Origin of the sequence: Streptomyces hydrogenans (assembly GCF_014656075.1) — a bacterium.
Classification (GTDB): domain Bacteria; phylum Actinomycetota; class Actinomycetes; order Streptomycetales; family Streptomycetaceae; genus Streptomyces; species Streptomyces hydrogenans.
The window spans coordinates 17,390-41,542 of sequence record NZ_BNBS01000022.1 but is presented as its reverse complement, the minus strand read 5'-3'; the positions used below and the strand labels follow the sequence as shown (position 1 = coordinate 41,542).

The 24,153-nt window shown below is 74.8% G+C and carries 21 protein-coding genes, 1 pseudogene and 1 riboswitch; of the genes and pseudogenes, 14 read left to right on the top strand and 8 right to left on the bottom strand.

Going from position 1 to position 24,153, the window contains the following annotated elements; all coding sequences use genetic code 11:
- Window positions 1–94 precede the first annotated feature (94 nt).
- The 3 genes from IE321_RS12435 to IE321_RS12425 are packed head-to-tail and all read left to right on the top strand — an operon-like array spanning window position 95 to window position 4,826.
- Window positions 95–1,111, top strand: coding sequence for an AAA family ATPase (locus IE321_RS12435; protein WP_043223094.1), 1,017 nt, complete (start codon window positions 95–97; stop codon window positions 1,109–1,111).
- A complete protein-coding gene (locus IE321_RS12430; protein WP_043223091.1) occupies window positions 1,111–2,481 on the top strand; it encodes a DUF58 domain-containing protein in 1,371 nt (456 codons plus the stop codon). Before IE321_RS12435 ends, IE321_RS12430 begins: the two co-directional genes overlap by 1 nt.
- Window positions 2,478–4,826 (top strand): transglutaminaseTgpA domain-containing protein, encoded by a 2,349-nt coding sequence (locus tag IE321_RS12425; RefSeq protein WP_190222894.1) that lies wholly within the window; start codon window positions 2,478–2,480, stop codon window positions 4,824–4,826. The genes IE321_RS12430 and IE321_RS12425 overlap by 4 nt, the downstream gene beginning before the upstream one ends.
- A 632-nt stretch (window positions 4,827–5,458) precedes the next feature.
- On the opposite strand, the gene IE321_RS12420 is transcribed toward IE321_RS12425, so the two are convergent.
- The 3 genes from IE321_RS12420 to IE321_RS12410 all read right to left on the bottom strand — a co-directional run bounded on the left by IE321_RS12420 (window position 5,459) and on the right by IE321_RS12410 (window position 7,463).
- A complete protein-coding gene (locus tag IE321_RS12420; RefSeq protein ID WP_043223086.1) occupies window positions 5,459–5,860 on the bottom strand; it encodes an SCO2097 family morphological protein in 402 nt (133 codons plus the stop codon).
- A 274-nt stretch (window positions 5,861–6,134) separates the two neighbouring features.
- Window positions 6,135–6,923: a class I SAM-dependent methyltransferase gene (locus IE321_RS12415; protein ID WP_043223083.1), complete on the bottom strand. Its 789-nt coding sequence runs from the start codon at window positions 6,921–6,923 to the stop codon at window positions 6,135–6,137.
- 66 nt (window positions 6,924–6,989) lie between these two features.
- On the bottom strand, window positions 6,990–7,463 hold the full coding sequence (locus tag IE321_RS12410; RefSeq protein ID WP_051841865.1) for an SAV_6107 family HEPN domain-containing protein: 474 nt from the start codon (window positions 7,461–7,463) through the stop codon (window positions 6,990–6,992).
- 261 nt (window positions 7,464–7,724) lie between these two features.
- Here IE321_RS12410 and IE321_RS12405 point away from each other — a divergent pair, with 261 nt between their 5' ends.
- From IE321_RS12405 to IE321_RS12385, 5 genes are all read left to right on the top strand, one after another.
- Entirely contained in the window at window positions 7,725–8,615 is an 891-nt protein-coding gene (locus tag IE321_RS12405) for an ATP-binding cassette domain-containing protein (protein WP_226651906.1), read from the top strand.
- Window positions 8,587–10,731: a YhgE/Pip family protein gene (locus tag IE321_RS12400; RefSeq protein ID WP_190222893.1), complete on the top strand. Its 2,145-nt coding sequence runs from the start codon at window positions 8,587–8,589 to the stop codon at window positions 10,729–10,731. Before IE321_RS12405 ends, IE321_RS12400 begins: the two co-directional genes overlap by 29 nt.
- Window positions 10,732–10,760: 29 nt before the next feature.
- On the top strand, window positions 10,761–11,372 hold the full coding sequence (locus tag IE321_RS12395; protein ID WP_043223078.1) for a TetR/AcrR family transcriptional regulator: 612 nt from the start codon (window positions 10,761–10,763) through the stop codon (window positions 11,370–11,372).
- A gap of 343 nt (window positions 11,373–11,715) precedes the next feature.
- Window positions 11,716–12,354: a DUF4126 domain-containing protein gene (locus IE321_RS12390; RefSeq protein ID WP_043223075.1), complete on the top strand. Its 639-nt coding sequence runs from the start codon at window positions 11,716–11,718 to the stop codon at window positions 12,352–12,354.
- Window positions 12,355–12,364: 10 nt separating this feature from the next.
- Window positions 12,365–13,798 carry a phytoene desaturase family protein gene (locus tag IE321_RS12385; RefSeq protein WP_190222892.1) on the top strand — a complete coding sequence of 478 codons (1,434 nt, stop codon included), beginning with the start codon at window positions 12,365–12,367 and terminating at the stop codon, window positions 13,796–13,798.
- A 22-nt stretch (window positions 13,799–13,820) separates the two neighbouring features.
- Here the strand turns inward: IE321_RS12385 and IE321_RS12380 are convergent, their stop codons facing one another.
- From IE321_RS12380 to IE321_RS12360, 5 genes are all read right to left on the bottom strand, one after another.
- A complete protein-coding gene (locus IE321_RS12380; RefSeq protein WP_190222891.1) occupies window positions 13,821–14,708 on the bottom strand; it encodes a hypothetical protein in 888 nt (295 codons plus the stop codon).
- Between the two features lie 54 nt (window positions 14,709–14,762).
- Window positions 14,763–15,677: a methylenetetrahydrofolate reductase [NAD(P)H] gene (metF, locus tag IE321_RS12375; protein ID WP_043223069.1), complete on the bottom strand. Its 915-nt coding sequence runs from the start codon at window positions 15,675–15,677 to the stop codon at window positions 14,763–14,765.
- Window positions 15,678–15,829: 152 nt separating this feature from the next.
- Window positions 15,830–16,483 (bottom strand): thiamine phosphate synthase, encoded by a 654-nt coding sequence (gene thiE / locus IE321_RS12370; RefSeq protein WP_043223067.1) that lies wholly within the window; start codon window positions 16,481–16,483, stop codon window positions 15,830–15,832.
- 73 nt (window positions 16,484–16,556) lie between these two features.
- Window positions 16,557–16,922: an Rv2175c family DNA-binding protein gene (locus IE321_RS12365; protein WP_190222890.1), complete on the bottom strand. Its 366-nt coding sequence runs from the start codon at window positions 16,920–16,922 to the stop codon at window positions 16,557–16,559.
- Window positions 16,923–17,018: 96 nt separating this feature from the next.
- The gene (locus tag IE321_RS12360; RefSeq protein WP_043223063.1) at window positions 17,019–18,242 is read right to left on the bottom strand and encodes an NAD(P)/FAD-dependent oxidoreductase; all 1,224 of its coding nucleotides are present in this window, start codon (window positions 18,240–18,242) and stop codon (window positions 17,019–17,021) included.
- Between the two features lie 83 nt (window positions 18,243–18,325).
- Window positions 18,326–18,439: riboswitch (TPP riboswitch) on the top strand.
- On the opposite strand from IE321_RS12360, the gene thiO reads away from it, so the two are divergent.
- From thiO to IE321_RS12330, 6 genes and pseudogenes are all read left to right on the top strand, one after another.
- A complete protein-coding gene (thiO, locus tag IE321_RS12355) occupies window positions 18,437–19,621 on the top strand; it encodes a glycine oxidase ThiO (RefSeq protein ID WP_043223061.1) in 1,185 nt (394 codons plus the stop codon). It overlaps the preceding riboswitch by 3 nt.
- On the top strand, window positions 19,618–19,818 hold the full coding sequence (gene thiS / locus IE321_RS12350; protein ID WP_043223059.1) for a sulfur carrier protein ThiS: 201 nt from the start codon (window positions 19,618–19,620) through the stop codon (window positions 19,816–19,818). Before thiO ends, thiS begins: the two co-directional genes overlap by 4 nt.
- 5 nt (window positions 19,819–19,823) lie before the next feature.
- Window positions 19,824–20,618: a thiazole synthase gene (locus IE321_RS12345; protein WP_190222889.1), complete on the top strand. Its 795-nt coding sequence runs from the start codon at window positions 19,824–19,826 to the stop codon at window positions 20,616–20,618.
- 99 nt (window positions 20,619–20,717) lie between these two features.
- Window positions 20,718–22,633: pseudogene (gene pknB / locus IE321_RS12340) on the top strand (Stk1 family PASTA domain-containing Ser/Thr kinase).
- A gap of 7 nt (window positions 22,634–22,640) precedes the next feature.
- A complete protein-coding gene (locus tag IE321_RS12335; protein WP_190222888.1) occupies window positions 22,641–23,492 on the top strand; it encodes a deoxyribonuclease IV in 852 nt (283 codons plus the stop codon).
- Between the two features lie 95 nt (window positions 23,493–23,587).
- The gene (locus IE321_RS12330; RefSeq protein ID WP_190222887.1) at window positions 23,588–24,145 is read left to right on the top strand and encodes a DUF4396 domain-containing protein; all 558 of its coding nucleotides are present in this window, start codon (window positions 23,588–23,590) and stop codon (window positions 24,143–24,145) included.
- The last annotated feature ends 8 nt before the right edge of the window (window positions 24,146–24,153 follow it).

The following is a 24,153-nucleotide window of genomic DNA, read 5'->3' as shown; positions in this document are numbered from 1 at the left end:
CCCGGCAATCCCAACAAGAATGCTCGGGTGACACCCCCCGTACATCCCATCGGGGGCAGGTGTCCGTGTTCCTGCAAGGCCGAGGAGGGCCGGGGTGACGACCTATGACGACCGAGCGAGCCTCACTGATCTGACCACCACCGCGGAGCGCGTCCGCGGCTCGGTGGAGAGCGTGATCGAGGGCAAGCCCGAGGTCGTACGTCTCGCGCTGACCGTGCTGCTCGCCGAGGGCCATCTCCTCATCGAGGACGTGCCCGGCGTCGGCAAGACCATGCTCGCCAAGACGCTCGCGCGGTCCATCGACTGTTCGGTGCGCCGCATCCAGTTCACCCCCGATCTGCTGCCGTCGGACGTCACCGGCGTGTCGATCTTCGACCAGCAGCGTCGGGAGTTCGAGTTCAAGCCGGGCGCGATCTTCGCCCAGATCGTCATCGGCGACGAGATCAACCGGGCCTCGCCCAAGACCCAGTCCGCGCTCCTGGAGTCGATGGAGGAGCGCCAGGTCACCACCGACGGGCAGACCTACGAGCTGCCCAGCCCGTTCATGGTCGTGGCCACCCAGAACCCGGTCGAGATGGAGGGCACCTACCCGCTGCCCGAGGCCCAGCGCGACCGCTTCATGGCCCGCGTCTCCATCGGCTACCCGAGCGCCGAGGCCGAGTTCCGGATGCTCGACGTGCACGGGGCGGTCAACCCGCTGGACGACCTCCAGCCGGTCGCCCACGCCCACGAGATCCTCAAGCTGATCGAGGCCGTCCGCGCGGTGCACGTCGCCGACGCCGTCCGGCGGTACGCGGTCGACGTCGTCGCCGCCACCCGCAACCACCCCGACCTGCGGCTCGGCGCCTCCCCGCGCGCCACGCTCCACCTGCTGCGGGCCGCCAGGGCCTCCGCCGCCCTCGCCGGCCGCGAGTACGTGCTGCCCGACGACCTCCAGGCGCTGGCCGTGCCCGTCCTCGCGCACCGGCTGCTGCCCACCGCGCAGGCCCAGCTCAACCGGCGCAACGCCGAGCAGGTCGTCCTCGACATCCTCCAGCGGACCCCCGTCCCGTCCTCGGCCCCGCCCGCGGGACCGGTCCACGGCCGGCTCCCGGGAGGCCGGCAGCTGTGATGGCCACCCCCGCCGCACCCGAGGGGCAGCGGGCCGACGACCACGCCGGCCCCCGGGCCGAGGACGGCCGGGGCGGCCTGCGGGCCACCCTCGGCGGACTCACCACCCGCGGCCGGTCCTTCCTGGCCGCCGGGGCGGCCGCCGCCGTCTGCGCCTACGTGCTGGGCCAGGCCGACCTGCTCCGGGTCGGCCTGCTGCTCGCCGTCCTGCCGCTGATCTGCGCCGTCGTCCTGCACCGCACCCGCTACCGGGTCGCCACCTCCCGCCTGCTCACCCCGCAGCGGGTGGAGGCGGGCACCGAGGCCCGGGTCCAGCTCCGGATGGAGAACGTCTCCAAGCTCCCCACCGGGCTGCTGATGCTCCAGGACCACGTGCCCTACATGCTGGGCCCCCGCCCCCGCTTCGTCCTCGACCGGGTCGAGGCCGGCGGCCGGCGCGAGGTCTCCTACCGGGTCCGCTCCGACCTGCGCGGCCGCTTCCCGCTCGGGCCGCTCCAGCTCCGGCTGAGCGACCCCTTCGGGATGTGCGAGCTGACCCGCTCCTTCCACGCGTACGACACCCTGACCGTCGTCCCGCGCACCACGGCCCTGCCGCCGGTCAGGCTGGGCGGCGAGGCGTCCGGGTACGGGGAGGGCAGGCAGCGCACCCTGGCCCTGGCAGGCGACGACGACGTCATCCCGCGCGCCTACCGGGTCGGCGACGACCTGCGCCGGGTCCACTGGCGCTCGACCGCCCGCTACGGCGAGCTGATGGTCCGCCGCGAGGAGCAGCCCCAGCGCTCGCACTGCACGGTCCTCCTCGACACCCGCCGGGTCGGCTACCAGGGCTCCGGCCCCGACTCCGCCTTCGAGTGGGCCGTCTCCGGCGCCGCCTCCGTCCTCACCCACATGCTGGAGCGCGGCTACGCGGTCCGGCTGCTCACCGACACCGGCACCGCCGTCCCCGGCGAGGGCTCCGACGGATACGCGGGCACCGACTCCGTGGAGACGGCCGGGCTGCTGATGGACACCCTCGCGATCGTCGACCACTCCGACGGCGCCGGGCTCTCGCGCGCCTCCGACGTGCTGCGCGCCGGGAGCGAGGGGCTGCTCGTCGCCTTCCTCGGCGACCTCGACGAGGAGCAGGCCGCCCTGGCCGGCCGGATGCGCGGCCGGGCCGGCGCGGCCGTCGCCTTCGTCCTGGACTCCGGGACCTGGCTCACCGGCGGCGCCGTGGCCGGGGCCGTCGACGCCCGGGCCAGGGAGCTGCGCGAGGCCGGCTGGACGGTCGTCCCGGTGCAGCCCGGCGCCCGTCTGGCCGACCTCTGGCAGCAGGCCGCCGGGGCACTGCGCGACACCGCCGCCGCGGACAGCTACGGAGGATGGGCATGAGCGGGCTCACCCGCCTGACACTGGCCGCCTGGGCGGCCTCCCTGATGGCCGCCGGCGCGCTGCTGCCGCTGGTGAAGCCGGCCACCTGGATCTTCACCGCCGCCTTCCTGCTGGCCCTGCAGAGCGCCGCCGGCATGCTGTGCCGGCGGGTTCCGCTGGCCCGGCCGCTGACGATCGGCGCCCAGCTGCTGGTCTCCGTGATCGCGCTGACCGCGGTCTTCGCCCGCGAGCAGGCGCTCCTGGGGTTCCTGCCCGGGCCGCTCGCGGTCCAGCGGGTGGCGGAGCTGTTCCGGCTCGGCGCCGAGGACGTCGGCACCTACGCGATCCCCGCCCCGGACACCGAGGGCATCCGGCTCATGCTGGTCGCCGGCGTACTGGCGATCGGGCTGCTGGTGGACGTCCTGGCGGTCACCTTCCGCCGGGCCGCCCCGGCCGGTCTGCCGCTGCTCGCGCTGTACTCGGTGGCCGCCGGGCTCTCCGGCGGCGGCGCCGGACGGCTCTGGTTCCTGCTCGCCGCCACCGGCTACCTCCTGCTGCTCCTCGCCGAGGGCCGCGACCGGCTCTCGGCCTGGGGACGGGTCTTCGGCGGCGCCCAGCGCTCCGGCCGGCCCGGCTCGGCCGCGGGCGGCGGCGGGAGCGCCTTCGCGCCGGTCCGCACAGGCCGCAGGATCGGCGCCGTCGCCATGGGCACCGCCCTGGTGGTGCCGCTCGTCCTGCCGGGCTTCTCCGGCGGACTGCTGGGCACCGGCGGGGGCGCGGGCCCCGGCGAGGGCGGTGGGGGCGGCGGCACCATCGCCGCCGTGAACCCGCTGGTCTCCCTCCAGGACAACCTGCGCCAGCCGGAGGACTTCGAGGTCCTGCGCTACCGGACCAACGCCGTGGACAACAGCGGGCTGTACCTCCGGCTCGTCGCCCTCGACCAGTTCGACGGCACCTCGTGGAAGTCCTCGGTCCGCCCGATCGACGCGGTGCCGAAGGTGCTGCCGTGGCCCGACGGCCTCGCGCAGTCCGTCCGCACCTCCGAGGTGACCAGCAACTTCGTCGCCTCGGAGGGGTACGACCAGAAGTGGCTGCCGATGCCGTTCCCGGCCGCCCGGGTCGACATCGAGGGCCGCTGGCGGTTCGAGCCGGCCGGGCGGATGCTCGTCGGCGACGACAAGCAGACCACCAAGGGCGTCCGCTACCAGGTGACCAGCCTCGACGTGCAGCCCACGAGCGAGCAGCTCGCCCAGGCGGGCCCGGCACCGGAGCAGCTGCTCCGGGAGTACACCAAGGTGCCGGGCAGCCTTCCCGCCGACGTGCGGTCGACGGCCCTGGAGATCACCAAGGACGCGGCGAACGACTACGAGCGGGCGGTCCGGCTCCAGGACTGGTTCGCCGAGGACGGCGGCTTCCGGTACGACGTCGACGTGACGTCCGGGACGGGCACGGAGGCGATCTCCCGCTTCCTGAAGGACAAGGAGGGGTTCTGCATCCACTTCTCCTTCTCGATGGCGGCGATGGCCCGCACGCTGGGCATCCCGGCGCGGGTCGCGGTCGGCTTCATGCCGGGCACCACCCAGTCCGACGGCTCGGTGTCGGTCGGCATCCGGGACGCCCACGCCTGGCCCGAGCTGTACTTCGAGGGCGCCGGCTGGACCCGTTTCGAGCCGACGCCCTCCCGCGGCTCCACCCCCGCGTACACCCGGCAGGTCTCCCCCACCGGCGGCCCGACCGGTCCGGCGCAGCCCTCCGCGACCTCCTCGGCGCAGCCCTCGGCGGCACCGAGCGCCTCGGAGAGCTGCCCACCGGAGATGCGGCGCCTCGGCGAGTGCGGCCCGAACCCGGCGGCGGCGGACGACACGTCCTCCGGCGGCGGTACGGACCTCCTGAAGGCGGCCGGATGGACGCTGGCGGCGCTGCTGGTCCTGGCCCTGCCCCTGATCCCGTTCCTCTGGCGGACCCGGGTCCGGGCCAAGCGGCTCGCGCCCTCGGGCGGCGCGCTGGCGGTGTGGCGGGAGATCGGCGACACCGCCTGGGACCACGGGCTCGAACCCGACGAGGCGCAGACGCCCCGCAGGACCGCGGAGCGGATCGTCCGGGCGGGTGAGCTGTCCGGGGAGGCGGCGGAAGCGGTGCACCGGGTGGCGCGGGCGGTCGAGGAGACCCTCTACGCGCCGGCGCCACGTGCGGTGGCGGGCCTCGCGGAGGACGCGAAGCGGGTACGGGCCGGGTTCCGCGCGCACGCCTCGCGCGCGGTGCGTCTCCGTGCCCTCCTCGCCCCCCGCTCCGCGGCCCGCCTCCACTGGTCCGCCTCCGCCCACTGGACCACCCTCAAATCCCGAACCCCAGGCCTCCACACCTGACCCACGGCACCCCGCCGCCCCTTGGTGCGGGGTGCCCTGCCGTCCCTTGGTGCGGGGCCGCGCCCCCGTTCCCTGGTGCGGGCTGCGCCCGCCGCCGCCCCGCGCCCTGTGGGCAGGCGTCCCGCAGGGCGGGACGGGTGGGCACAGGGACGACGCCCCCTGCCGGGCCCAGGCTTTCCGCGCCTGAACCCGCACCCGCTGTACGACGCCGTATGGGTGCGGGGCCAGGCCCGGAAGCGGAGGCACCCGGTAACGGTGCCGTTCCGTCGTGCCCACCCTCCCCCAAGCTCTCGGCTTCGCTCGAGCAGGGGGGACCCCCATCGCCCCAGCGGAACAACTGCCCACAACGGAACGGCGGACGCGGCAGCCCCAGCCCGGGCGCAGCCCGCGGCGGCGCGGCGGCGGTACGTCCCGGTCGGGCGCAGCCCGCAACGGGGCGGCGGCGCGGCACGCGAGGGGAACGCGGGGGCCCGGCAGAGGACCGCGGCGAGCGGCGGCGCGGCGCGGGAGGGGAGCGTGGCGGCCCGGCAGGGGGATCGCGCGGGCGGGTTTCGGGAAAGGCTGCGCCCCGCCGGGGTCGGTGCCGGCGGGGCGGAGGGCTCTGGGGTGCGGGGTCTCCGCTCAGCGGCGCCTCAGTGGCCGCCGCCCTGCTGCTCGTCGCGGCGTCGCTGCCACCGCGCCTCGATCCGGTCCATCATGGAGCGTCGCGCCTGTCCACCACTCCGGCGGCCCCTGGCCGCCTGCTGCGGCTGCTCGCCCGGCTTCGGCGCCTTGCGCCAACCGGTGACCGCCAGGACCGCGCAGCCCAGCATGACGAGGAATCCCACCACGCTGATCCAGATCTGCTGTGCGACCATTCCGGCCATGAGGAGCGCGATACCCACCAGGAAGCCGGCGACTGCCTGATACACCCGACGCCGGGTGTACGTGCGCAGCCCGCTTCCTTCGAGCGCTGTCGCGAACTTGGGGTCTTCGGCGTACAGCGCTCGCTCCATCTGCTCGAGCATTCGCTGCTCGTGCTCCGAGAGCGGCACGGAGTCCTCCTAGTCGTCGGTCGCGGGGGCGACCGGTTTGCGGCCCTTTCAGGATAGGCAGGGAATCGCCCCCGTGAAACCCGCCCTCAAATCCGATCAGCCAATCCGGGCCGCCACGCGGTTCGGTTGGTGAGGCGTTGATTCCCCAGCCGTCCGCCCGTCATGCCGGATGGTTTCCCTCGATCATACGGCGCGAAGCCGCATATGGGGCGGCCTGTGGCAGAGCCGGGCCCGCACCTCCGAACGGGTGGCGCGGCCCCGGAGTTCCGCGGGGTCAGACGGGCTTCTCGGCGAGCACGTGGAGCTGGGTGGCGATGGCGTGGAAGGCGGCCAGTTCGGCGGCGGCCGCCTCCAGCTTCAGCAGGGCCTCGGCGGCGCCGGGCTCGGTGTCGACGAGGACGCCGGGCACGAGGTCGGCGAAGATCCGCACGCCGTGGACGGCGGCCACGGAGAGGCCCGCCTCCTCGGCCAGTCCGGTGAGCTGCTCGGCGGTGAAGCGCCGGGGCACGGGGTCGCCGGCGCCCCAGCGGCCGTCGGGGTCGTCGAGCGCGGTCCGGGCCTCGGTGAAGTGGCCGGCGAGGGCGCGGGCGAGGACCGCGCCGCCGAGTCCGGCGCCGAGGAGGCTGAGCGCGCCGCCGGGGCGGAGCGCGGCCACGGTGTTGCGCACGCCTTCGGCGGGGTCGTCGACGTACTCCAGGACGCCGTGGCAGAGCACCACGTCGTAGGCGCCGCGCTCGGCCACGTCGAAGAGGCCGCGGACGTCGCCCTGGACGCCGGTCACCAGGTCGGCGACCCCGGCCTCGGCGGCGCGGCGCTCCAGCGCGAAGAGCGCGTTGGGGCTGGGGTCGACGACGGTGACCCGGTGGCCGAGGCGGGCCACCGGCACCGCGAAGTTGCCGGAGCCGCCGCCGGTGTCGAGGACGTCCAGGTCGGCCTTCCCCGTGCTCCCGACCCGGCGGTCGAGGGCGTCCTTGAGGACGTCCCAGACGACGGCGGTGCGCAGGGAGGCGCGCGACGGGCGCGACGACGCCTCACGGCCGAAGACAGCGGATGGGTCCGGCACGGCTCTTGACTCCTTCGTGACGGGTACGGACGTCCCCACCCTATGGCCTCCGGGGTGCCGTGCGGATCAACCGGCGACGTCGTCGGCCGGGGGCTGCCGGGGCAGCACCGGCTGGAGCACGAGGAGCCGCTCGACCAGGCGCAGGAAGTGGGCGGCGTCCCTGACCAGGTCGTCGGCCTCGCGGGCGGTGGCGGCCGCGGCGACACCGGCCTCGGCGAGGGCGCGGCGCGGGGCCCCGGAGGCGAAGAGGACGCTCCATTCGGTGAGCTCGGGGGCGAGCTGCGGCAGCAGCTCCCAGGCGCTCCTTATGGCCTGGCGCCGGCGGGTCGGGGGCACGGGGCGGGCGCGGGCGGCGAGGACGGCGGCCGCGGCGCGCAGGGCGGCGAGGTGCGCGGTGGCGTACCTCTCGTGGGGGCGGTCGAGGGCGGCGGCCTCGTCGAGCCCGGTGCGGGCCTTGGCGAGCAGGTCGAGGGCGGCGGGCGGGGCGGCGCTCCTGCGGGACACGGGGTGGACGTCGGCTGCTGCGAAAGGGCTGACCATGACGAGCCTCCTGTCGTCGGGTGACGGCCTTGTCGCCGTCTGTGTCCATCGTGCAGGCCCCCACTGACAATCAGGCTGACCTGGGGTTTTGCCAGCGAAGCGACTCACCGGTAACTTTTGCACTGACCAGTCAGTTCAAAAGTGGGGAAGCGGGGGGGTGGATCCGTGGGATCCGACGACCTGACCACACGGCCGTCATCGGAGGGCGAGGGCGGGGAGCCCGGCGCCGACCGTGAGGCGGCGGCGCACGGGGCCGCGCTCGTGGTCGAGGGGCTGGGGCTCAAGGGCCCCCGCGGCTGGGCCTTCCGGGAGGTGTCCTTCCGCGCCGGGGCCGGCTCCCTGGTGGCGCTCGAAGGCCCGTCCGGGAGCGGCCGCACCTGTCTGCTGCTCGCGCTCACCGGGCGGATGAGGACCCATGGGGGCCACGCCGAGGTCGGCGGGCTGCCGCTGCCGCGCCGGATGGCGGCCGTGCGCCGGATCGCCGCGCTCGGGCAGGTGCCCGGCGTGAGCGAGCTCGACCCGTCGCTCACGGTGGCCGAGCACCTGCGCGAGAGGGCGCTGCTCCAGCGCCGCTTCGACGGCTCGGTCCGCGCCCTGCTGCGGCGCCCCGGCACCCGCGCCGCCGAGGCCCGGGCCCGGATCGACGAGGCCCTGGCGGCCGCCGGCCTGGACCCGGCCGCCCTGCCGAAGGGCGAGCGGACCTCCGTACGGGACCTGGAGCGCCTGGAGGCGCTGCGGCTGTCGATCGCGCTGGCCCTCATCGGCCGGCCGCGACTGCTCGGCGTGGACGACACGGACCTCAAGCTGTCGGACGCCGACCGGGCCGCGGCCTGGGCGCTGCTGCGCACGGTGGCCGACTCCGGCACCACCGTCCTCGCCGTCTGCAGCGAGGCCCCCGCCGACGCCCTGCGCATCACCACGGTCGCCGCCGACGCGGACACCACCGGGGAGTCGGCGGAGCCCGCCCCGGCCGGGCAGACCGCGGACACCGCACGGACCGGCACCGGCACGAAGACCAGTGCGGACACCGCGACGTCCGGTCCCCGCGGGAAGACCACCGCGGCGCCCGGCGCCGGCGCGAAGACCACCGCCGAAGACGACATCACCGAGGAGGGGGCGGACGATGCGCTCGCCGAAACTGGCCGCGCTTGAGCTGAGGCGCTTCGGCAGGGGGAAGCTGCCGCGCGCCGCGCTCGTCGCGGTCCTGCTGCTGCCGCTGCTGTACGGCGCCCTGTACCTGTACTCGTTCTGGGACCCGTACAGCAGGCTCGACCGGCTGCCCGTGGCCCTCGTGAACGAGGACCGCGGCGCCACCGCCGACGGCAAGCGGATCACCGCCGGGGCGGACCTCACCGAGGGGCTGCTGGACAACGGGACCTTCGAGTGGCACCAGGTCGGCGACGCCGAGGCGCGCGAGGGCGTCGAGGACGGCACGTACTACCTGTCCCTGACCGTGCCCGCCGACTTCAGCGAGCGGATCGCCTCCAGCTCCGGGGACTCCCCCGAGACCGGCGCCCTCAGGGTCCGGACGAACGACTCCAACAACTACATCGTCGGCCAGATCTCTCGGACGGTCTTCTCCGAGGTGCGCACCGCCGCCTCCACCAAGTCCTCCCGGACCTTCCTCGACAAGATCTTCATCTCCTTCTCCGACATCCACGAGGCCACCGCCGAGGCCGCCAAGGGCGCGGCCGACCTCAAGAAGGGCGTGGACAAGGCCAAGAAGGGGTCCAAGGACCTCTCCGAGGGCCTGACCGACGCCAAGACCGGCAGCAGCGACCTGGCCTCCGGCCTGAAGAAGCTGGACAAGGGCTCCAAGGACGTCCAGACCGGCACGCGCAAGGTCGCGAACGGCACCCAGGCGCTCGCCGACAAGGTGAACGGCACCGCCGACAAGGTCCGGCCCTACCTGGCGAACAACGGCACCTCGATCCGCGACACCGCCAAGCTGGTCTCCGACTCGGCCACCCTCGCCCGCAACGACCTGGAGGACCTGGTCCGCCGCGCCCCGCTGCTGCGCACCGCCGCCCACAAGGCGGACGACACGCTCGCCCGGCTGCACCGCGAGTCCTGCGCGAAGCCCGGCGCCGACGCGCCGGTCGAGCTGCCGGAGGGCGTCACCCTCCCCGAGGGCGTCGCGCTCCCCGACCCCAAGGAGATGTGCGCGGCCCTCAAGGAGGCCTCCACCACCGCCGGGGACGTCGCCACCGTCGCGGACGACGTGCACGAGCTGACCAAGGACAGCAAGGGCGACCTGAAGACGCTGGACACGCGGCTGAAGAAGCTCAAGAAGGAGGCCGACGAGCTGGCCGCCCGCGCCCCGCACCTGGACGAGGACGTCGAGGGCGCCATCCGGAAGATCAACGAGCTCAACAAGGGCGCGAAGAAGGTCGCCGACGGCGCCGAGCAGCTGCACACCGGCATCACCGGAGCCCGCGCGGGCTCGGTCAGCCTGGACAGCGGGGTCGGCAAGCTCAAGAAGGGCGCCGGCGACCTCGACGGCGGCCTGTTCAAGCTGGCCGACGGCTCCGGCTCGCTCGCCACCGGCCTCAAGGACGGCGTCGACCAGATCCCGGACTACGACAAGGGTGAGCGCGACCGGCGCACCGAGGTCATGGCCGACCCGGTGAAGCTGGCCGCCCAGTCGCTCCACAAGGCGCCGAACTACGGCACGGGCTTCGCCCCGTACTTCATCCCGCTCTCCCTCTGGGTCGGCGCGATGGTCGCCTACATGATCATCCAGCCGATGAACCGGCGGGCCCTCGCCGCGGGCGCCTCCGCCTGGCGGATCGCGCTGGCCGGCTGGTTCCCGGTGGCGGCGATCGGCGTCCTCCAGGTCGGCGCGCTCCTCTCCGTCCTGCACTGGGGCCTCGGCCTGGAGATGGCCAGGGCGGCCGGCACGGTCGGCTTCCTCGCCCTGGTGACCTGCTGCTTCGCCGCGATCATCCAGTGGCTCAACGCCCGCTTCGGCGCGGCCGGCCGGATCCTGGTGCTCGCGCTGCTCATGGTCCAGCTGACCTCGGCGGGCGGCACCTACCCGGTGCAGACCAGTCCGGGCTTCTTCAACGCCGTCCACCCCTTCCTGCCGATGACCCACGTGGTCGACGCGCTGCGCCGGCTGATCAGCGGCGGCGGGCTCGGGCCGGTCTGGGAGGCGGTCGCCGTCCTCGCCGCCTACACGCTGGGCGCGCTCGCCCTGACCGCGGTCTCCGCGCGGCGCAAGCAGGTGTGGACGCTGGACCGGCTGCACCCGGAACTGTCCCTGTGACCCGCACCGCCTCTGTGAGAATCGATCCCATGGACAGCAGCAGCACCCGCCGCCAGGCCACCCGCGCCAAGCTCTACGAGGCGGCCGTCACCCTCATCGCCGAGCAGGGCTTCTCGGCCACGACGGTCGACGAGATCGCCGAGCGGGCCGGGGTGGCCAAGGGCACGGTCTACTACAACTTCAAGAGCAAGACCGAGCTCTTCGAGGAGCTGCTGCGCCACGGCGTCTCCCTCCTCGCCGCCTCCCTGCGGACGGCGGCCGAGGAGACGGCGGAGCGGGGCGGCAGCCGGATAGCCGCGCTGGACGCGATGATCCGCGCGGGCCTCGTCTTCATCGACCGCTACCCGGCCTTCACCCAGCTGTACGTGGCCGAGCTCTGGCGCACCAACCGCGCCTGGAACTCCACCCTCCTGGTGGTGCGCCAGCAGGCCGTCGCCGTGGTCGAGGGCGTGCTGCGCGAGGGCGTCGAGGCGGGCGAGCTGAGCGAGGAGATCGACGTCCAGCTGACGGCGGCGGCGCTGGTCGGGATGGTCCTGGTCGCCGCCCTGGACTGGAAGGCGTTCCAGAGCGAACGCTCTCTCGACGACGTGCACGCGGCGCTGTCGCTGCTGCTGCACGGACGGGTGGGCGGACGCGGCTGATCCGGACCCCGGATCCCGGATCCGGGCCGCAAACCGCAAGCCGCAAGCCGCAAACCGCAAGCCGCAAACCGCAACGAGAAGCGCCGGTCCGACGAGGCTCGATCCCCCCGAGCCACGCCTGACCGGCGCTTCCTTCGTACACCCCCGTGCACGTCCCCCGTGCCGGCAGGCGCGCGGCCCCGTTCCGCCGCCCCGTGTCGGCGGTCCGGAGCCGCGCCCCTTCCGTGGGCTCCACTCTCTCCTCCCGATGGCCCCTCCCCCATCCGCGCGGGTACTCATCTCGGCCCCTGAGTACGCGTACTCAGTCGTGACGGACGGGCGTCGCCTCGTTACGATCACGAGCGTGTCCGTACTCCCCCTGGTCTTCACGAGCGGCTGGGCGAGCGGGATCAACGCCTACGCGGTGGTCCTGCTCCTCGGTCTCTTCGGCGCGACCGGGCTCACCGACGAGGTGCCCGAGGCGCTCCAGCGCACGGACGTGCTGATCGTGGCCGGCGTGCTGTTCCTGTGCGAGGCGGTCGCGGACAAGATCCCGTACGTGGACAACCTCTGGGACTCCGTCCACACCGTGATCCGGCCGGTCGCGGGCGCCGTCGTGGCGGCCCTGCTGGCGGGCGAGAGCGGCTCGCTGCCCGAGCTGGCGGCGGGGGCGATCGGCGGAACGACGGCGCTGATGAGCCATCTGGTCAAGGCGGGAACGCGGATGGCGGTGAACACCTCGCCGGAGCCGTTCTCCAACATCGCGCTGAGCACGGGCGAGGACCTCGCGGTCGCCGGGATCATCACCTTCGCGATCTTCCATCCGGTGGCGGCGGCGGTGATCGCCGCCGTGCTGCTGGCGCTCGGCGTCTGGCTGCTGGTCTTCCTGGCCTCCCGGATCCGGCGCTTCCTGCGCCGCCGGGCCCAGCGCCGCGAGGAGCGCAGGCTGGCCGCGGCGGAGGGCGGCCCACCTGCGGACCGCTCCGTCGGCGGGGGCCGATAGGGTCCCTGACATGGGACGGATTGTGGTGATCGGCGCGGGTCTCGGCGCCATGGCGACGGCGGCGCGGCTCGCGGTCGCCGGACACACGGTGACGGTGTACGAGCGGACGTCGACGTACGGCGGGGCGGTGGGCCGCTTCGAGCGCGAGGGCTTCGCCTTCGACACCGGACCGGGGCTGCTGCACCTGCCGGCGGTCTACCGCGACCTGTTCGTGAAGACGGGGAAGAAGCCGCTGGAGGAGTGCGTCGGGCTGAGCCAGGTCGATCCGGCCGCCCGGCACGTCTTCGCCGACGGCACCCGCGTGGACCTGCCGAACGCCTCCCGGGCCGGCACGGTCGCCGCCCTGGACGCCGCGCTCGGCGCGGGCGCGGGCGAGCGCTGGGGCGACTTCCTGACGCGGGCCCGCGAGGCGTGGGACCGCACCCGCCGCCCGCTCCTGGAGGAGCCGCAGCCCGCCGATCCGAAGGCGCTCGCCCGGGAGCCGTACCCGGCGCTCAAGGCGGGCCTGCTGCGCCGCCCGACCCGGACGCTGGCCCAGGTCGGCGAGCGGGAGCTGCGGGACCCCCGGCTGGTCGCGCTCCTGGACTCGTACGCGGAGGCGTACGGCTTCCCGCCCGCGAGCGCCCCGGCGGCCGCCGCCGTGCTGCCGTACATGGAGCAGACCTTCGGCAGCTGGTATGTGGCGGGCGGCATCCGGGCGCTCGCGGACGCGGTGTACGAGCGCTGCCGGGAGCGGCGGGTGAGGTTCGTCTTCGACGCGCCCGTGGACGAGGTGCTGACCGAGGGCGAGCGGGCCGTCGGGGTGCGGCTGGGGTCCGGCGAGGCGGTGGAGGCGGATCACGTGGTCGTCGGCGCGCCCGTGCCGGAGCTCTACCGCGAGCAGGTCCTGCCGTGGCGGTCCGGCGACGAGTGGACGCGCTTCCAGCGGCACGGCACCAGCCGGCTGACGGTTCTGCTGGCCCTGCGCGGGGCGCGTGAGGAGGGGGCCGTGCACCGCACGGTCGTCCACGCGGCCGGAGGACTGCCCTCGGTGACGGTTCTGCGGCCGGACGATCCGGCGCTGCGGCCCGACGCGGACCACGAGTCGGTGACGCTGTCCGCGATGGTCGGGTCGGCGCGGGAGGGCGACTGGGCGGAGTCGGCCGCGCGGATGGTGGAGGCCGCGGGCCGCGCCGTGCCGGGCCTCGCGGAGCGGCTGCGCTGGCAGGAGGTCCGCACTCCGGAGGACGTACGGGCGGCGACCGGGACGTCCGAGGTCCCGGGGCCCGCGCTGGCGGACGCCGGGGGGAGCTGGCTCCCGGCGCCCAGCCTCTCCCCCGTCCCCGGCCTCTACTTCGCCGGCGGCTGGTCGCACCCCGGCGGCGGGCTCGCCCACGCGGGCATGTCGGGCGCGCTGGTGGCCGGGCTGATCGTGGAGGGCGCGGAGTTCCGCGGCTCGCGGTGACCGGGCCCGGCCGGACGGGACCTCAGTAGCGGTACCCGGACTGCTCGTCCGGGTACGGCTCGTAGCCGTACTGGCCCGGGGCGTGCGCCTGGGGCGGCTGCTCGTCGGTGTCGCGCTGCTGCGGGACCCAGACGCCGCCGGGCGGGGTGTCGTAGCCGTACGAGGGGGCGTAGGGGTCGCCGTGGTACGAGGTGTACTGCTGGCCGTCGGTGCCGGGGCCGATGTACGGGTCGGAGTAGGCGGCGTACTGCTGCGGGGCACCGGCGGCGCCGTAGTCGTAGCCGGGCTGCTGCTCGTAGCCGGCGGCGTAGGTGTCGTACGCGGGGGCGTCCTGGCCGGCGGGGGCGTAGCCGCCGGTGCCGTAGCCGGTGGGGTCGTGGGCACCGGTGTCGTAGGCGCCCGGGTCGTAGCCGCCGTAGGCGGGGTTCTGCGGGGCCTGCTCGTGCTGTCCGCCGTAGACGCCGTAGCTGCCGGTGTCCTCGGGCAGGGGCTGCGGCTCGTAGACGGAGGCCGGCTCGGCGCCGGCGCGCAGCTCCTCGGCGTCGGGGCCCGGGGCGTGGGCCGCCTCCGCGTCCTCGTAGGAGAGGCCGGAGACCTCCAGGGTCGGGCCGGCCTCGGGGGCCGGGCCCGCCTTGCGGCGACGGCTGGCGCCGGGGCTGCCGCCGATGGCCCAGCCGGTGGAGAAGCCGCGGCGGAAGGAGAGCGTCACGAAGGTCTGGCCGGCGGCGAAGGCGACCGCGCCGGCGATGATGACCGCCACCGAGGGCAGCAGCACGCCGACGACCACGCCGAGGAAGCCGCAGAAGGCCAGGATGCGCCAGCGCAGCCGGGCCTTGTACTGGAGGAGCACTTCGCCCAGCAGCCAGAGCGCCACCAGGCCGAACGCGATGTAGAGGACCGTCCACCCCATGCCCCGCAGCCCCTCTCTACGGCCACCGCCGCGGGTCGGGGCGGGTACGACCGGTCAGGACTGCTGGTGCAGTCCGAGATTCTCGTAGATCTCGAGCGTCGCGGTGGAGCTGTTGAGCGTGATGAAGTGCAGTCCTGGGACGCCCTCGGCCAGCAGCCGCGCGCAGAACTCCGTCGCGAACTCGATACCGATGGAGCGTACAGCGGCGGGATCGTCCTTGACCGCGAGGATCCGTTCTTTCACGTCCGCCGGGAAGGCGGCGTTGCTGAGCTGGGGCAGCCGGTCGAGCGTCTTCACGTTCACGACGGGCATGACCTCGGGGATGATCGGGGTCTCGCAGCCGGCCTTCTCGACGCTGTCGCGGAGCCGCAGGTAGTTCTCCGGGTCGAAGAACATCTGGGTGACCGCGTAGTCGGCGCCGGCCCGGCACTTGTCGACGAAGTGCCGGATGTCGGTGTCCCAGTCGGCGGACCGGGGGTGCATCTCCGGGAAGGCGGCGACGCCCACGCAGAAGTCGCCGGACTCCTTGATGAGCCGGACCAGGTCGGCGGCGTAGCGGACGCCCTCGGGGTGCTCGACCCAGTCGCCCAGCGGGTCGCCGGGCGGGTCGCCGCGCAGCGCGAGCATGTTGCGGATGCCGGCGTCGGCGTACTGCCCGAGGACGTTGCGCAGCTCGGCGACGGAGTGGTCGACGGCGGTGAGGTGGGCGACCGGGGTGAGGGTGGTGTCCGAGGCGATCTTCTGGGTGGCCTTGACGGTGCCGCCGCGGGTGGAGCCGCCGGCGCCGTAGGTCACCGAGACGAAGCTGGGGCCGACGGCCTCGACGCGGCGCATGGCGTTCCAGAGGACCTGCTCGCCCTTGGCCGTCCGGGGGGCGTAGAACTCGAAGGAGTACGACGTCCCGGCGGCGAGGATCTCGCGGACCGTGCGGGCGCGGTCCGTACGGACGGAAGCGGTTCCAAGGGCCATACCGGCAGGTTAGACGGGGTCCAGGACGCGCGGAAACCTCGTCCGAGTAGTGGACACCTTTTCGGACACCGGTACGGGGCGGAGCCGGCCGTTCCGCACCGGTCGGGGCGCGGCCGGTCGGGCTCCGGCGCGGCCGGTCGGAGCGCGGCCGGTCAGGCTCCGGCGCGCTCCCGGACGCGCTTGGCGAGGGAGGCGGCGGCCGCGGCCGGGTCGTCGGCCTCGGTGAGCGCGCGGACGACGACGATGCGGCGGGCCCCGGCGTCCAGCACCTCGTCCAGGTTGGTCTCGTCGATGCCGCCGATGGCGAACCAGGGGCGGTCCTGGGCGAGTCCGGCCGCGTACCGCACCAGGTCGAGGCCGGGGGCGTACCGGCCGGGCTTGGTGGGGGTGGGCCAGCAGGGGCCGGTGCAGAAGTAGTCGACGCCGGGCTCGGCGGCGGCCGCGGCCACCTCGGACTCGGCGTGGCAGGAGCGGCCGATCAGCACCTCGTCGCCGAGGATCGCGCGGGCGGCGGGGACGGGCAGGTCGCCCTGGCCGAGGTGGAGGACGTCGGAGCCGATGGCGTGGGCGACGTCGGCCCGGTCGTTCACCGCGAGGAGCTTGCCGTGCCGGCGGGCGGCCTCGGCGAGGACGGCGAGGTGCTCCAGCTCCTCCCCGGCCTCCATGCCCTTGTCGCGGAGCTGCACGACGTCGACGCCGGAGGAGAGCACGGCGTCGAGGAAGGCGGGCAGGTCCCCCTGGCGCTTCCGGGCGTCGGTGCACAGGTAGAGCCGGGCGTCGGCGAGCCGCTCACGAGGCGTGGGCATGGTGGTTCCCCCCGTCGGGTGGTGCCGGTGCCGCGGCGCGGGGCCGCGGCACCGGCGGTGGTGGTCCGGTGGTTCAGAGGGCGAGCGCCTGGGCGCGGCGCTTCACCTCCGTGCCGCGATTCTCGCCGAGGGCCTGCGCGGGGGTACCGGGCAGGGTCGGGTCCGCGGTGAAGAGCCACTCCAGCATCTCCTCGTCGGAGAAGCCGTCGTCCCGCAGGACCGTCAGGAGGCCGGCGAGGCCCTTGACGACCTTGTCGTCCTGGATGAAGGCGGCGGGCACCTGGAGGGCGTTGTTCTCGCCCCGGCGCACGGCGATCAGCTGGCCCTCCTTCACCAGCTGTCGCACCCGCGTCACCTCGATGTCGAGCATCTCCGCGATGTCGGGGAGGTAGAGCCAGGCGGGGACGAGAGCATCGATGTTTGCGTCAATCTCGGTCACGGGACAAGCCTGCCATCAAGGACCGACAGTCGGTAGTCGGGCCCGCCCCGCCCGCCTCCGTACGGGGGTGCTACCGCGCGCCCCCGTGCGGGAGCGCTACCGGACCGCCGCCTTCAGCGGGACGCTCGGGTCCGCGGCGCGCTCGGGGTCGAGGGGGGTGCCGGCCTCGATGAGCTTGCGCCCCTGGGCGAGGTCGCGGGGGCGGCCGACGGCGAGCAGCGCGACCGGCACCCCGGCGCGCAGCCAGAGCACCGACCAGGAGGCGCCGGCCGGGTCGCCGCGCCTGACCAGCGCGTCGGCGCCCGCGTGGTGGCCCGCGTACTGGACGAAGCGGCCGAACTGCTCGGACCAGAAGTACGGGACGGGGTCGTACGGCTCCGGGGCGGCGCCCTCGATGCCGGTGATGCCGGCGGCGACGGCGCGGGGGCCCTGGAGGGCGTTGTCCCAGTGGTGGACGAGGAGCCGCTCCCCGTAGCGGGCCGAGGGGAAGGAGGCGCAGTCGCCGACCGCGTACACGTCGGGCAGGGAGGTGCGCAGCCGGTCGTCGGCGGTGACGGCGCCGCTCGGGTCGAGGGCGATGCCGGAGCCTTCGAGCCAGCCGGTGGCGGGGCGGGCGCCGATGCCGACGACGACGGCGTCGGCGGGCAGTTCCCGGCCGTCGGCGAGGACGACGGCGCCGGGCCGGACGGTGGCCACGCGCGCGTGGGTGAGGAGTTCCGCGCCGCTCTCGGCGTACCAGCCCGCCATGGCGGTGGTGACCTCGGCGGGCAGGGCGCCGGCCAGCGGGAGGGCGGCGGCCTCGACGACGGTGACGGCGCAGCCGGCCTCGCGGGCGGCGGTGGCGAACTCGGCGCCGATCCAGCCGGCGCCGACCACGACGACGGAGCCGCCGGCGGCGAGGACGGGGCCGAGCCGGACGGCGTCGTCCAGGGTGCGCAGCAGGTGGACGCCGGGGACGCCCTCGCTGCCGGGGAGGGTGAGCGGGTGGGCGCCGGTGGCGACGACGAGGACGTCGTACGGGAAGCGGCCCTCCTCGGTGACGAGCTCGCGTTCGGCGGGGCGCAGTCCGGTGACGTCGAGGCCGAGGCGGAGGTCGACGCCGAGGGACTCGAAGTCGACGTCGAAGGCGGAGTGCTCGGCCTTGCCGAGGAGGACGGCCTTGGAGAGCGGGGGCCGGTCGTAGGGCTGGTGGGGTTCGGCGCCGATGAGGGTGACGGGGCCCTCGAAGCCCTGTTCGCGCAGGGCGACGGCGGTCTGTACGCCCGCCATGCCCGCGCCGACGATCACGACGTGCCGCTGGGTCTGCTTCTGCTCGCTCACCCGTCCACCTTACGCATCTGACGAACCGTCAGGAAGGGAGGTCCCCTGTGGCGCTCCGCCGCCGGGGGCTAGGGTGGCGGGCACACACCACTCGCGGGAGCCCGGACGCACCGGGCTGAGAGGGAGGCTGGCCGGCCTCCGACCGTACGAACCTGATCCGGGTCATGCCGGCGAAGGGAGGGGCGGGAACGCCCATGCGTTCTTCCGAAAGCACCGACACCAGCTCCGACGTCCTCGTCATCGGCGGCGGCGTCATCGGCCTGGTCACGGCCTGGCGGGCGGCCCGGCGCGGGCTGACCGTCGCGGTCGTCGACCCCGAACCCGGCGGCGGCGCCGCGCGCGTCGCGGCCGGCATGCTCGCCGCGGTCACCGAACTGCACTACGGCGAGGAGACCCTGCTCGGGCTCAACCTCGCCTCCGCCGCGCGCTACCCCGCCTTCGTCGCCGAGCTGGAGGAGGCCACCGGCCTCGACGTCGGCTACCGCGCCTGCGGCACCCTCGCCGTGGCGCTCGACGCCGACGACCGCGCCCACCTGCGCGAACTCCACGCCCTCCAGACCCGCTGCGGGCTCGCCTCCACCTGGCTGTCCGGCCGCGAGTGCCGCCGCCTCGAACCCATGCTGGCCCCCGGGGTGCGCGGCGGGCTCCGGGTGGACGGCGACCACCAGGTCGACCCGCGCCGGCTGGCCGCCGCGCTGCTCGTCGCCTGCGAGCGGGCCGGGGTGGTCCTCCACCGGGCCCTCGCGGAGCGGCTCGTGGTGACCGGCGACCGGGCGCGCGGCGTCGTCCTCGGCGACGGCACCGAGCTGGCCGCGGACCAGACCGTCCTCGCGGCCGGCAGCCTCAGCGGCCGGCTGGCGGGCGTGCCCCCGGCGGTCCTGCCGCCGGTCCGCCCGGTGAAGGGCCAGGTCCTGCGGCTGCGGGTGCCCGCCCCGTACGCCCCCTTCCTCTCCCGCACGGTCCGCGCCGTGGTCCGCGGCAGCCACGTCTACCTGGTGCCGCGCGAGAACGGCGAGCTGGTCGTCGGGGCCACCAGCGAGGAGCTGGGCTGGGACACCACGGTGACCGCGGGCGGGGTGTACGAGCTGCTGCGCGACGCCCACGAGCTGGTCCCGGGCCTCACCGAGCTGCCGCTCACCGAGACCCTGGCCGGACTGCGCCCCGGCTCCCCCGACAACGCCCCGCTGCTCGGCCCGAGCGCCCTGCCCGGCCTCCACCTGGCCACCGGCCACTACCGCAACGGGATCCTCCTCACCCCCGTCACCGGCGACGTCATGGCGGAGGTGCTGGCCACCGGCGCCCTCCCCGACGAGGCGCGCCCCTTCTCCCCCCGCCGTTTCCCCACCGCTCTGCCCGTACGTCAGGAGCAGCCCGCATGAACGTGTCCGTGAACGGCGAGCCGCGCGCGCTCGCCGCCCCCGTCTCCCTGGCCTCCCTGGTCGCCGAGCTCACCGCCGCCCCCGCCGGGGTCGCCGCCGCCGTCAACGAGACGGTGGTGCCGCGCGGCGAGTGGGCGGCGACGCTGCTCGCCGACGGCGACCGGGTCGAGGTGCTGACCGCGGTGCAGGGGGGCTGAGCGCGATGTCCGACGACACGTTCGTCCTCGGCGGTACGGAGTTCTCCTCCCGGCTCGTCATGGGCACCGGCGGCGCCCCCAGCCTGGACGTGCTGGAACGCTCCCTGGTGGCCAGCGGCACCGAGCTGACCACCGTCGCCATGCGCCGCCTCGACCCGACCGTGCAGGGCTCGGTCCTCTCCGTCCTGGACCGGCTCGGCATCCGCGTGCTGCCGAACACGGCGGGCTGCTACACGGCGGGCGAGGCCGTCCTCACGGCCCGGCTCGCCCGGGAGGCGCTGGGCACCGACTGGATCAAGCTGGAGGTGGTCGCGGACGAGCGGACCCTCCTGCCGGACGGGGTGGAGCTCCTCGACGCCGCCGAGGCCCTGGTGGACGACGGCTTCACCGTCCTCCCCTACACCAACGACGACCCGGTCCTGGCCCGGAAGCTGGAGGACGTCGGCTGCGCGGCGATCATGCCGCTCGGCTCCCCCATCGGCTCCGGCCTCGGCATCCGCAACCCGCACAACTTCGAGCTGATCGTGGAGCGCGCCGGCGTCCCGGTGATCCTCGACGCCGGCGCGGGCACCGCCTCCGACGCGGCGCTCGCGATGGAGCTGGGATGCGCGGCCGTGATGCTCGCCTCGGCGGTGACCCGCGCGCAGGAGCCGGTCCTGATGGCCGCGGCGATGCGGCACGCGGTCGAGGCGGGCCGGCTGGCCCACCGCGCGGGCCGCATCCCGCGCCGCCACTTCGCGGAGGCGTCCTCCCCGGTGGAGGGCCGCGCCCGCCTCGACCCGGAACGCCCCGCGTTCTGACCCGCGCCCCCCGGCCCGGGGCGCGGGGTACGTCACAAGCGTGCTGCGGTCGGGGCCGGGGGGCGGGGCGTGCCCGTACCGGCTCGTAGACTCGACGCCGTGGACACGACCCTTCAGGACCCCCTCGTCGGGCGGCTGCTCGACGGCCGCTACCGCGTCGACGCGCGCATCGCCGTCGGCGGGATGGCCACGGTCTACCGGGCCGTCGACACCCGCCTCGACCGCGTCCTCGCGCTCAAGGTGATGCACCCGTCCCTGGCGGCCGACGCCGTCTTCGTCGAGCGGTTCATCCGCGAGGCGAAGTCCGTCGCCCGCCTCGCGCACCCGAACGTGGTCGCCGTCTTCGACCAGGGCGCCGAGGGCGCGTACGTCTACCTGGCGATGGAGTACGTCTCCGGCTGCACCCTGCGCGACGTGCTCCGCGAGCGCGGCGCCCTCCAGCCCCGCGCCGCCCTGGACATCCTGGAGCCGGTGCTGGCCGCGCTCGGCGCCGCGCACCGGGCCGGGTTCGTGCACCGGGACATGAAGCCGGAGAACGTGCTGATAGGGGACGACGGCCGGGTCAAGGTCGCCGACTTCGGGCTGGTCCGGTCGGTCAACTCGGCGACCGCCACCACCGGCGCGGTCCTCGGCACCGTCTCCTACCTCGCCCCCGAGCAGATCGAGCACGGCACCGCCGACACCCGCGCCGACGTGTACGCCTGCGGCGTCGTCCTGTACGAGATGCTGACGGGCGCCAAGCCGCACTCCGGCGACACCCCGGGCCAGGTGCTCTACCAGCACCTGAACACCGACGTGCCGGCCCCGTCCGCCGCCGTCCCCGGGCTGCCGCTGGAGCTGGACGAGCTGGTCGCCGCCGCGACCGCCCGCAACCCCGAGGTCCGCCCGCACGACGCCGTGGCGCTGCTGGCGCTGGCCCGGGCGGCCCGGGCGGCGCTCACCGACGCGGAGCTGGACGCGGTGCGCACCGGGCCCGCGCCGAGGAGCGGGACCCGGGCGAGGACCGCACCGGCGTGATCGCCCGCCCGGTGCCCGAGGCCACCGACCCGCACGCGGTGCAGCACACCAGCCGACTCGCGACCCCCGCGCCCCCGCCGCCCGGCGCGGACCGCCCCCGCCGCCGGCCGGCCCCGCGCGGCCCGCTCCTGATCGTCCTCGGCGTCCTGCTCGCGCTGGGCATCGGCGGCGGCGTCTGGTACATCAACGCCGGCCAGTTCACCCGCGTCCCCGCCGTCCTGGGCCAGACCGAGGAGGCGGCCGGCAAGCGGCTGGCCGACGCCGGCCTGGAGCTGGGCACGACGAAGCGCGCCTTCAGCGACGCGTACGAGCGGGGCACCGTGATGGGCGTCGACCCGGCGCCCGGCGAGCGGGTCCGCAGCCACGCCACCGTCACCCTCACCCTCTCCCGGGGCCCGGAGATCGTGAAGGTGCCCAACCTGCGGAACAAGCCGCTCGACGAGGCGAAGCGGATCCTCACCGAGCAGGGCCTCGCCCCCGGCGTGGTCTCCACCGCCTTCAGCACGACCGTCGCCCAGGGCGCGGTGATCGGCTCCGACCCGGAGCCGGGCACCGAGCGCGCCCCGGACTCGGCCGTCGCCCTGGTGGTCAGCAAGGGCGCGCCGGTCGACGTCCCCGACGTGACCGGCGAGACCGTCGCCGACGCCACGGCCACCCTCCAGGAGGCCGGGCTCAAGGTCACCGTCGCGCCGGAGCGGGTGCACTCCTCCGAGGACGACGGCGCGGTCGCCGCCCAGTCCCTCGCCGAGGGCAGCCGGGCCGCGAAGGGCGACGCGATCACCCTGACGGTCTCCAAGGGCCCGCGCCCGGTCGAGGTGCCGGACGTGCTCGGCATGACGACCGACGAGGCCCGCGAGGCCCTGGAGGAGGCCGGTTTCGAGGTGAAGGTCGAGAAGTCCTTCCCCTTCCTCGGCGACAAGGTGACGGGCCAGTCCGTCGAGGGCGGGACGACCGCCCCGGAGGGCTCCACCGTCGCCATCACGATCAAGGGAATCTGAGAGAGCCATGCGCAACCCCGTCGGCGGCCACGTCCCCGTGGCCGGCGGTCTCGCCACGACCGGTCTGGGCTACGCCCGCGAGCTGGGCGCCGAGACGGTCCAGGTCTTCGTCGCCAACCCGCGCGGCTGGGCCACCCCGACCGGCAACCCCGCCCAGGACGAGCGCTTCCGGGAGGAGTGCGCCGCCGCGTCGCTCTCGGCCTGGGTGCACGCCCCGTATCTGATCAACTTCGGCTCCCACACGGAGGCCACCGTCGAGAAGTCGGTGGAGTCGCTGCGCCACTCGCTGCGGCGCGGCCGGGAGATCGGCGCGCGGGGCGTGGTCGTCCACACCGGCTCGGCGACCGGCGGCCGTCCCCGTGCGGAGGCGCTGGCGCAGGTGCGGGAGCACCTGCTGCCGCTGCTCGACGAGCTGACCCACGAGGACGACCCGTACCTGCTCCTGGAGTCCACGGCAGGCCAGGGCTCCTCGCTCTGCTCCAAGGCGGAGGACTTCGGCCCGTACTTCGACGCGCTCGACCACCACCCCCGGCTGGGGATCTGCCTGGACACCTGCCACATCTTCGCGGCCGGCCACGACCTGACCGCGCCGGGCGGGGCGGTGGCGACCCTGGACGAGCTGGTCGCCACGGTCGGCGAGGGCCGGCTGCGGCTGATCCACGCCAACGACTCGAAGGACGTCGTCGGCGCGCACAAGGACCGGCACGCGAACATCGGCGTCGGCCACATCGGCCAGGACGCGTTCCGGGAGCTCCTGCGCCACCCCGCCACCGACGGCGTCCCGCTGATCATCGAGACGCCGGGCGGCAAGGAAGGTCACGTCGCCGACATCGAGCTGCTCAAGAAGCTCCGGGACTGATCCACTTCTGATCATTCCCGATTGATGAGTACCCCGAGGGGGTATACGGTTCCCGAGGAGAGCAGGAACCGCTACCCGAGGTTGGGGGCACCCTCATGGAGCACGAAGCACACGAGACGCACGAGACGCACCACCGTCACACCGGACACGAGGGCCACGAGAACCACGCGGACCACCACGGCGGCCACGCCGGACACGCGGCTCACGGCGGCGGGACGGCGTCCTGGAGCACGGCGGCGAAGGCCACCCTCCACTGCCTCACCGGCTGCGCCATCGGCGAGGTCCTCGGCATGATCATCGGCACCGCGCTCGGCTGGGGGAACGCGCCGACCATGGTCCTCGCGATCGCCCTGGCGTTCTTCTTCGGCTACGCGCTCACGCTGCGCGGCGTGCTCGCCGCCGGCCTGGACCTCCGGTCCGCCGTCAGGGTCGCGCTCGCCGCCGACACGCTCTCGATCCTCGTGATGGAGATCGTCGACAACGGCGTGCTGCTGCTCGTACCCGGCGCCATGGACGCCCACCTGGACGACGCCCTCTTCTGGGGTGCGCTCGCCTTCGCCTTCGCCGTCGCCTTCCTGGTCACCACACCGGTGAACAAGTGGATGATCGGGCGGGGCAAGGGCCACGCGGTGGTCCACCGCTACCACCACTGACGGAGCCG

Coding starts and splice junctions, on each gene's coding strand:
- IE321_RS12430 (WP_043223091.1), top strand. CDS start 1,111: ATGGCCACCCCCGCCGCACCCGAGGGGCAGCGGGCCGACGACCACGCC.
- IE321_RS12425 (WP_190222894.1), top strand. CDS start 2,478: ATGAGCGGGCTCACCCGCCTGACACTGGCCGCCTGGGCGGCCTCCCTG.
- IE321_RS12410 (WP_051841865.1), bottom strand. CDS start 7,463: ATGGTCAGCCCTTTCGCAGCAGCCGACGTCCACCCCGTGTCCCGCAGG.
- IE321_RS12400 (WP_190222893.1), top strand. CDS start 8,587: ATGCGCTCGCCGAAACTGGCCGCGCTTGAGCTGAGGCGCTTCGGCAGG.
- IE321_RS12395 (WP_043223078.1), top strand. CDS start 10,761: ATGGACAGCAGCAGCACCCGCCGCCAGGCCACCCGCGCCAAGCTCTAC.
- IE321_RS12385 (WP_190222892.1), top strand. CDS start 12,365: ATGGGACGGATTGTGGTGATCGGCGCGGGTCTCGGCGCCATGGCGACG.
- IE321_RS12380 (WP_190222891.1), bottom strand. CDS start 14,708: ATGGGGTGGACGGTCCTCTACATCGCGTTCGGCCTGGTGGCGCTCTGG.
- metF (WP_043223069.1), bottom strand. CDS start 15,677: ATGGCCCTTGGAACCGCTTCCGTCCGTACGGACCGCGCCCGCACGGTC.
- thiE (WP_043223067.1), bottom strand. CDS start 16,483: ATGCCCACGCCTCGTGAGCGGCTCGCCGACGCCCGGCTCTACCTGTGC.
- thiO (WP_043223061.1), top strand. CDS start 18,437: ATGCGTTCTTCCGAAAGCACCGACACCAGCTCCGACGTCCTCGTCATC.
- thiS (WP_043223059.1), top strand. CDS start 19,618: ATGAACGTGTCCGTGAACGGCGAGCCGCGCGCGCTCGCCGCCCCCGTC.
- IE321_RS12345 (WP_190222889.1), top strand. CDS start 19,824: ATGTCCGACGACACGTTCGTCCTCGGCGGTACGGAGTTCTCCTCCCGG.
- IE321_RS12335 (WP_190222888.1), top strand. CDS start 22,641: ATGCGCAACCCCGTCGGCGGCCACGTCCCCGTGGCCGGCGGTCTCGCC.
- IE321_RS12330 (WP_190222887.1), top strand. CDS start 23,588: ATGGAGCACGAAGCACACGAGACGCACGAGACGCACCACCGTCACACC.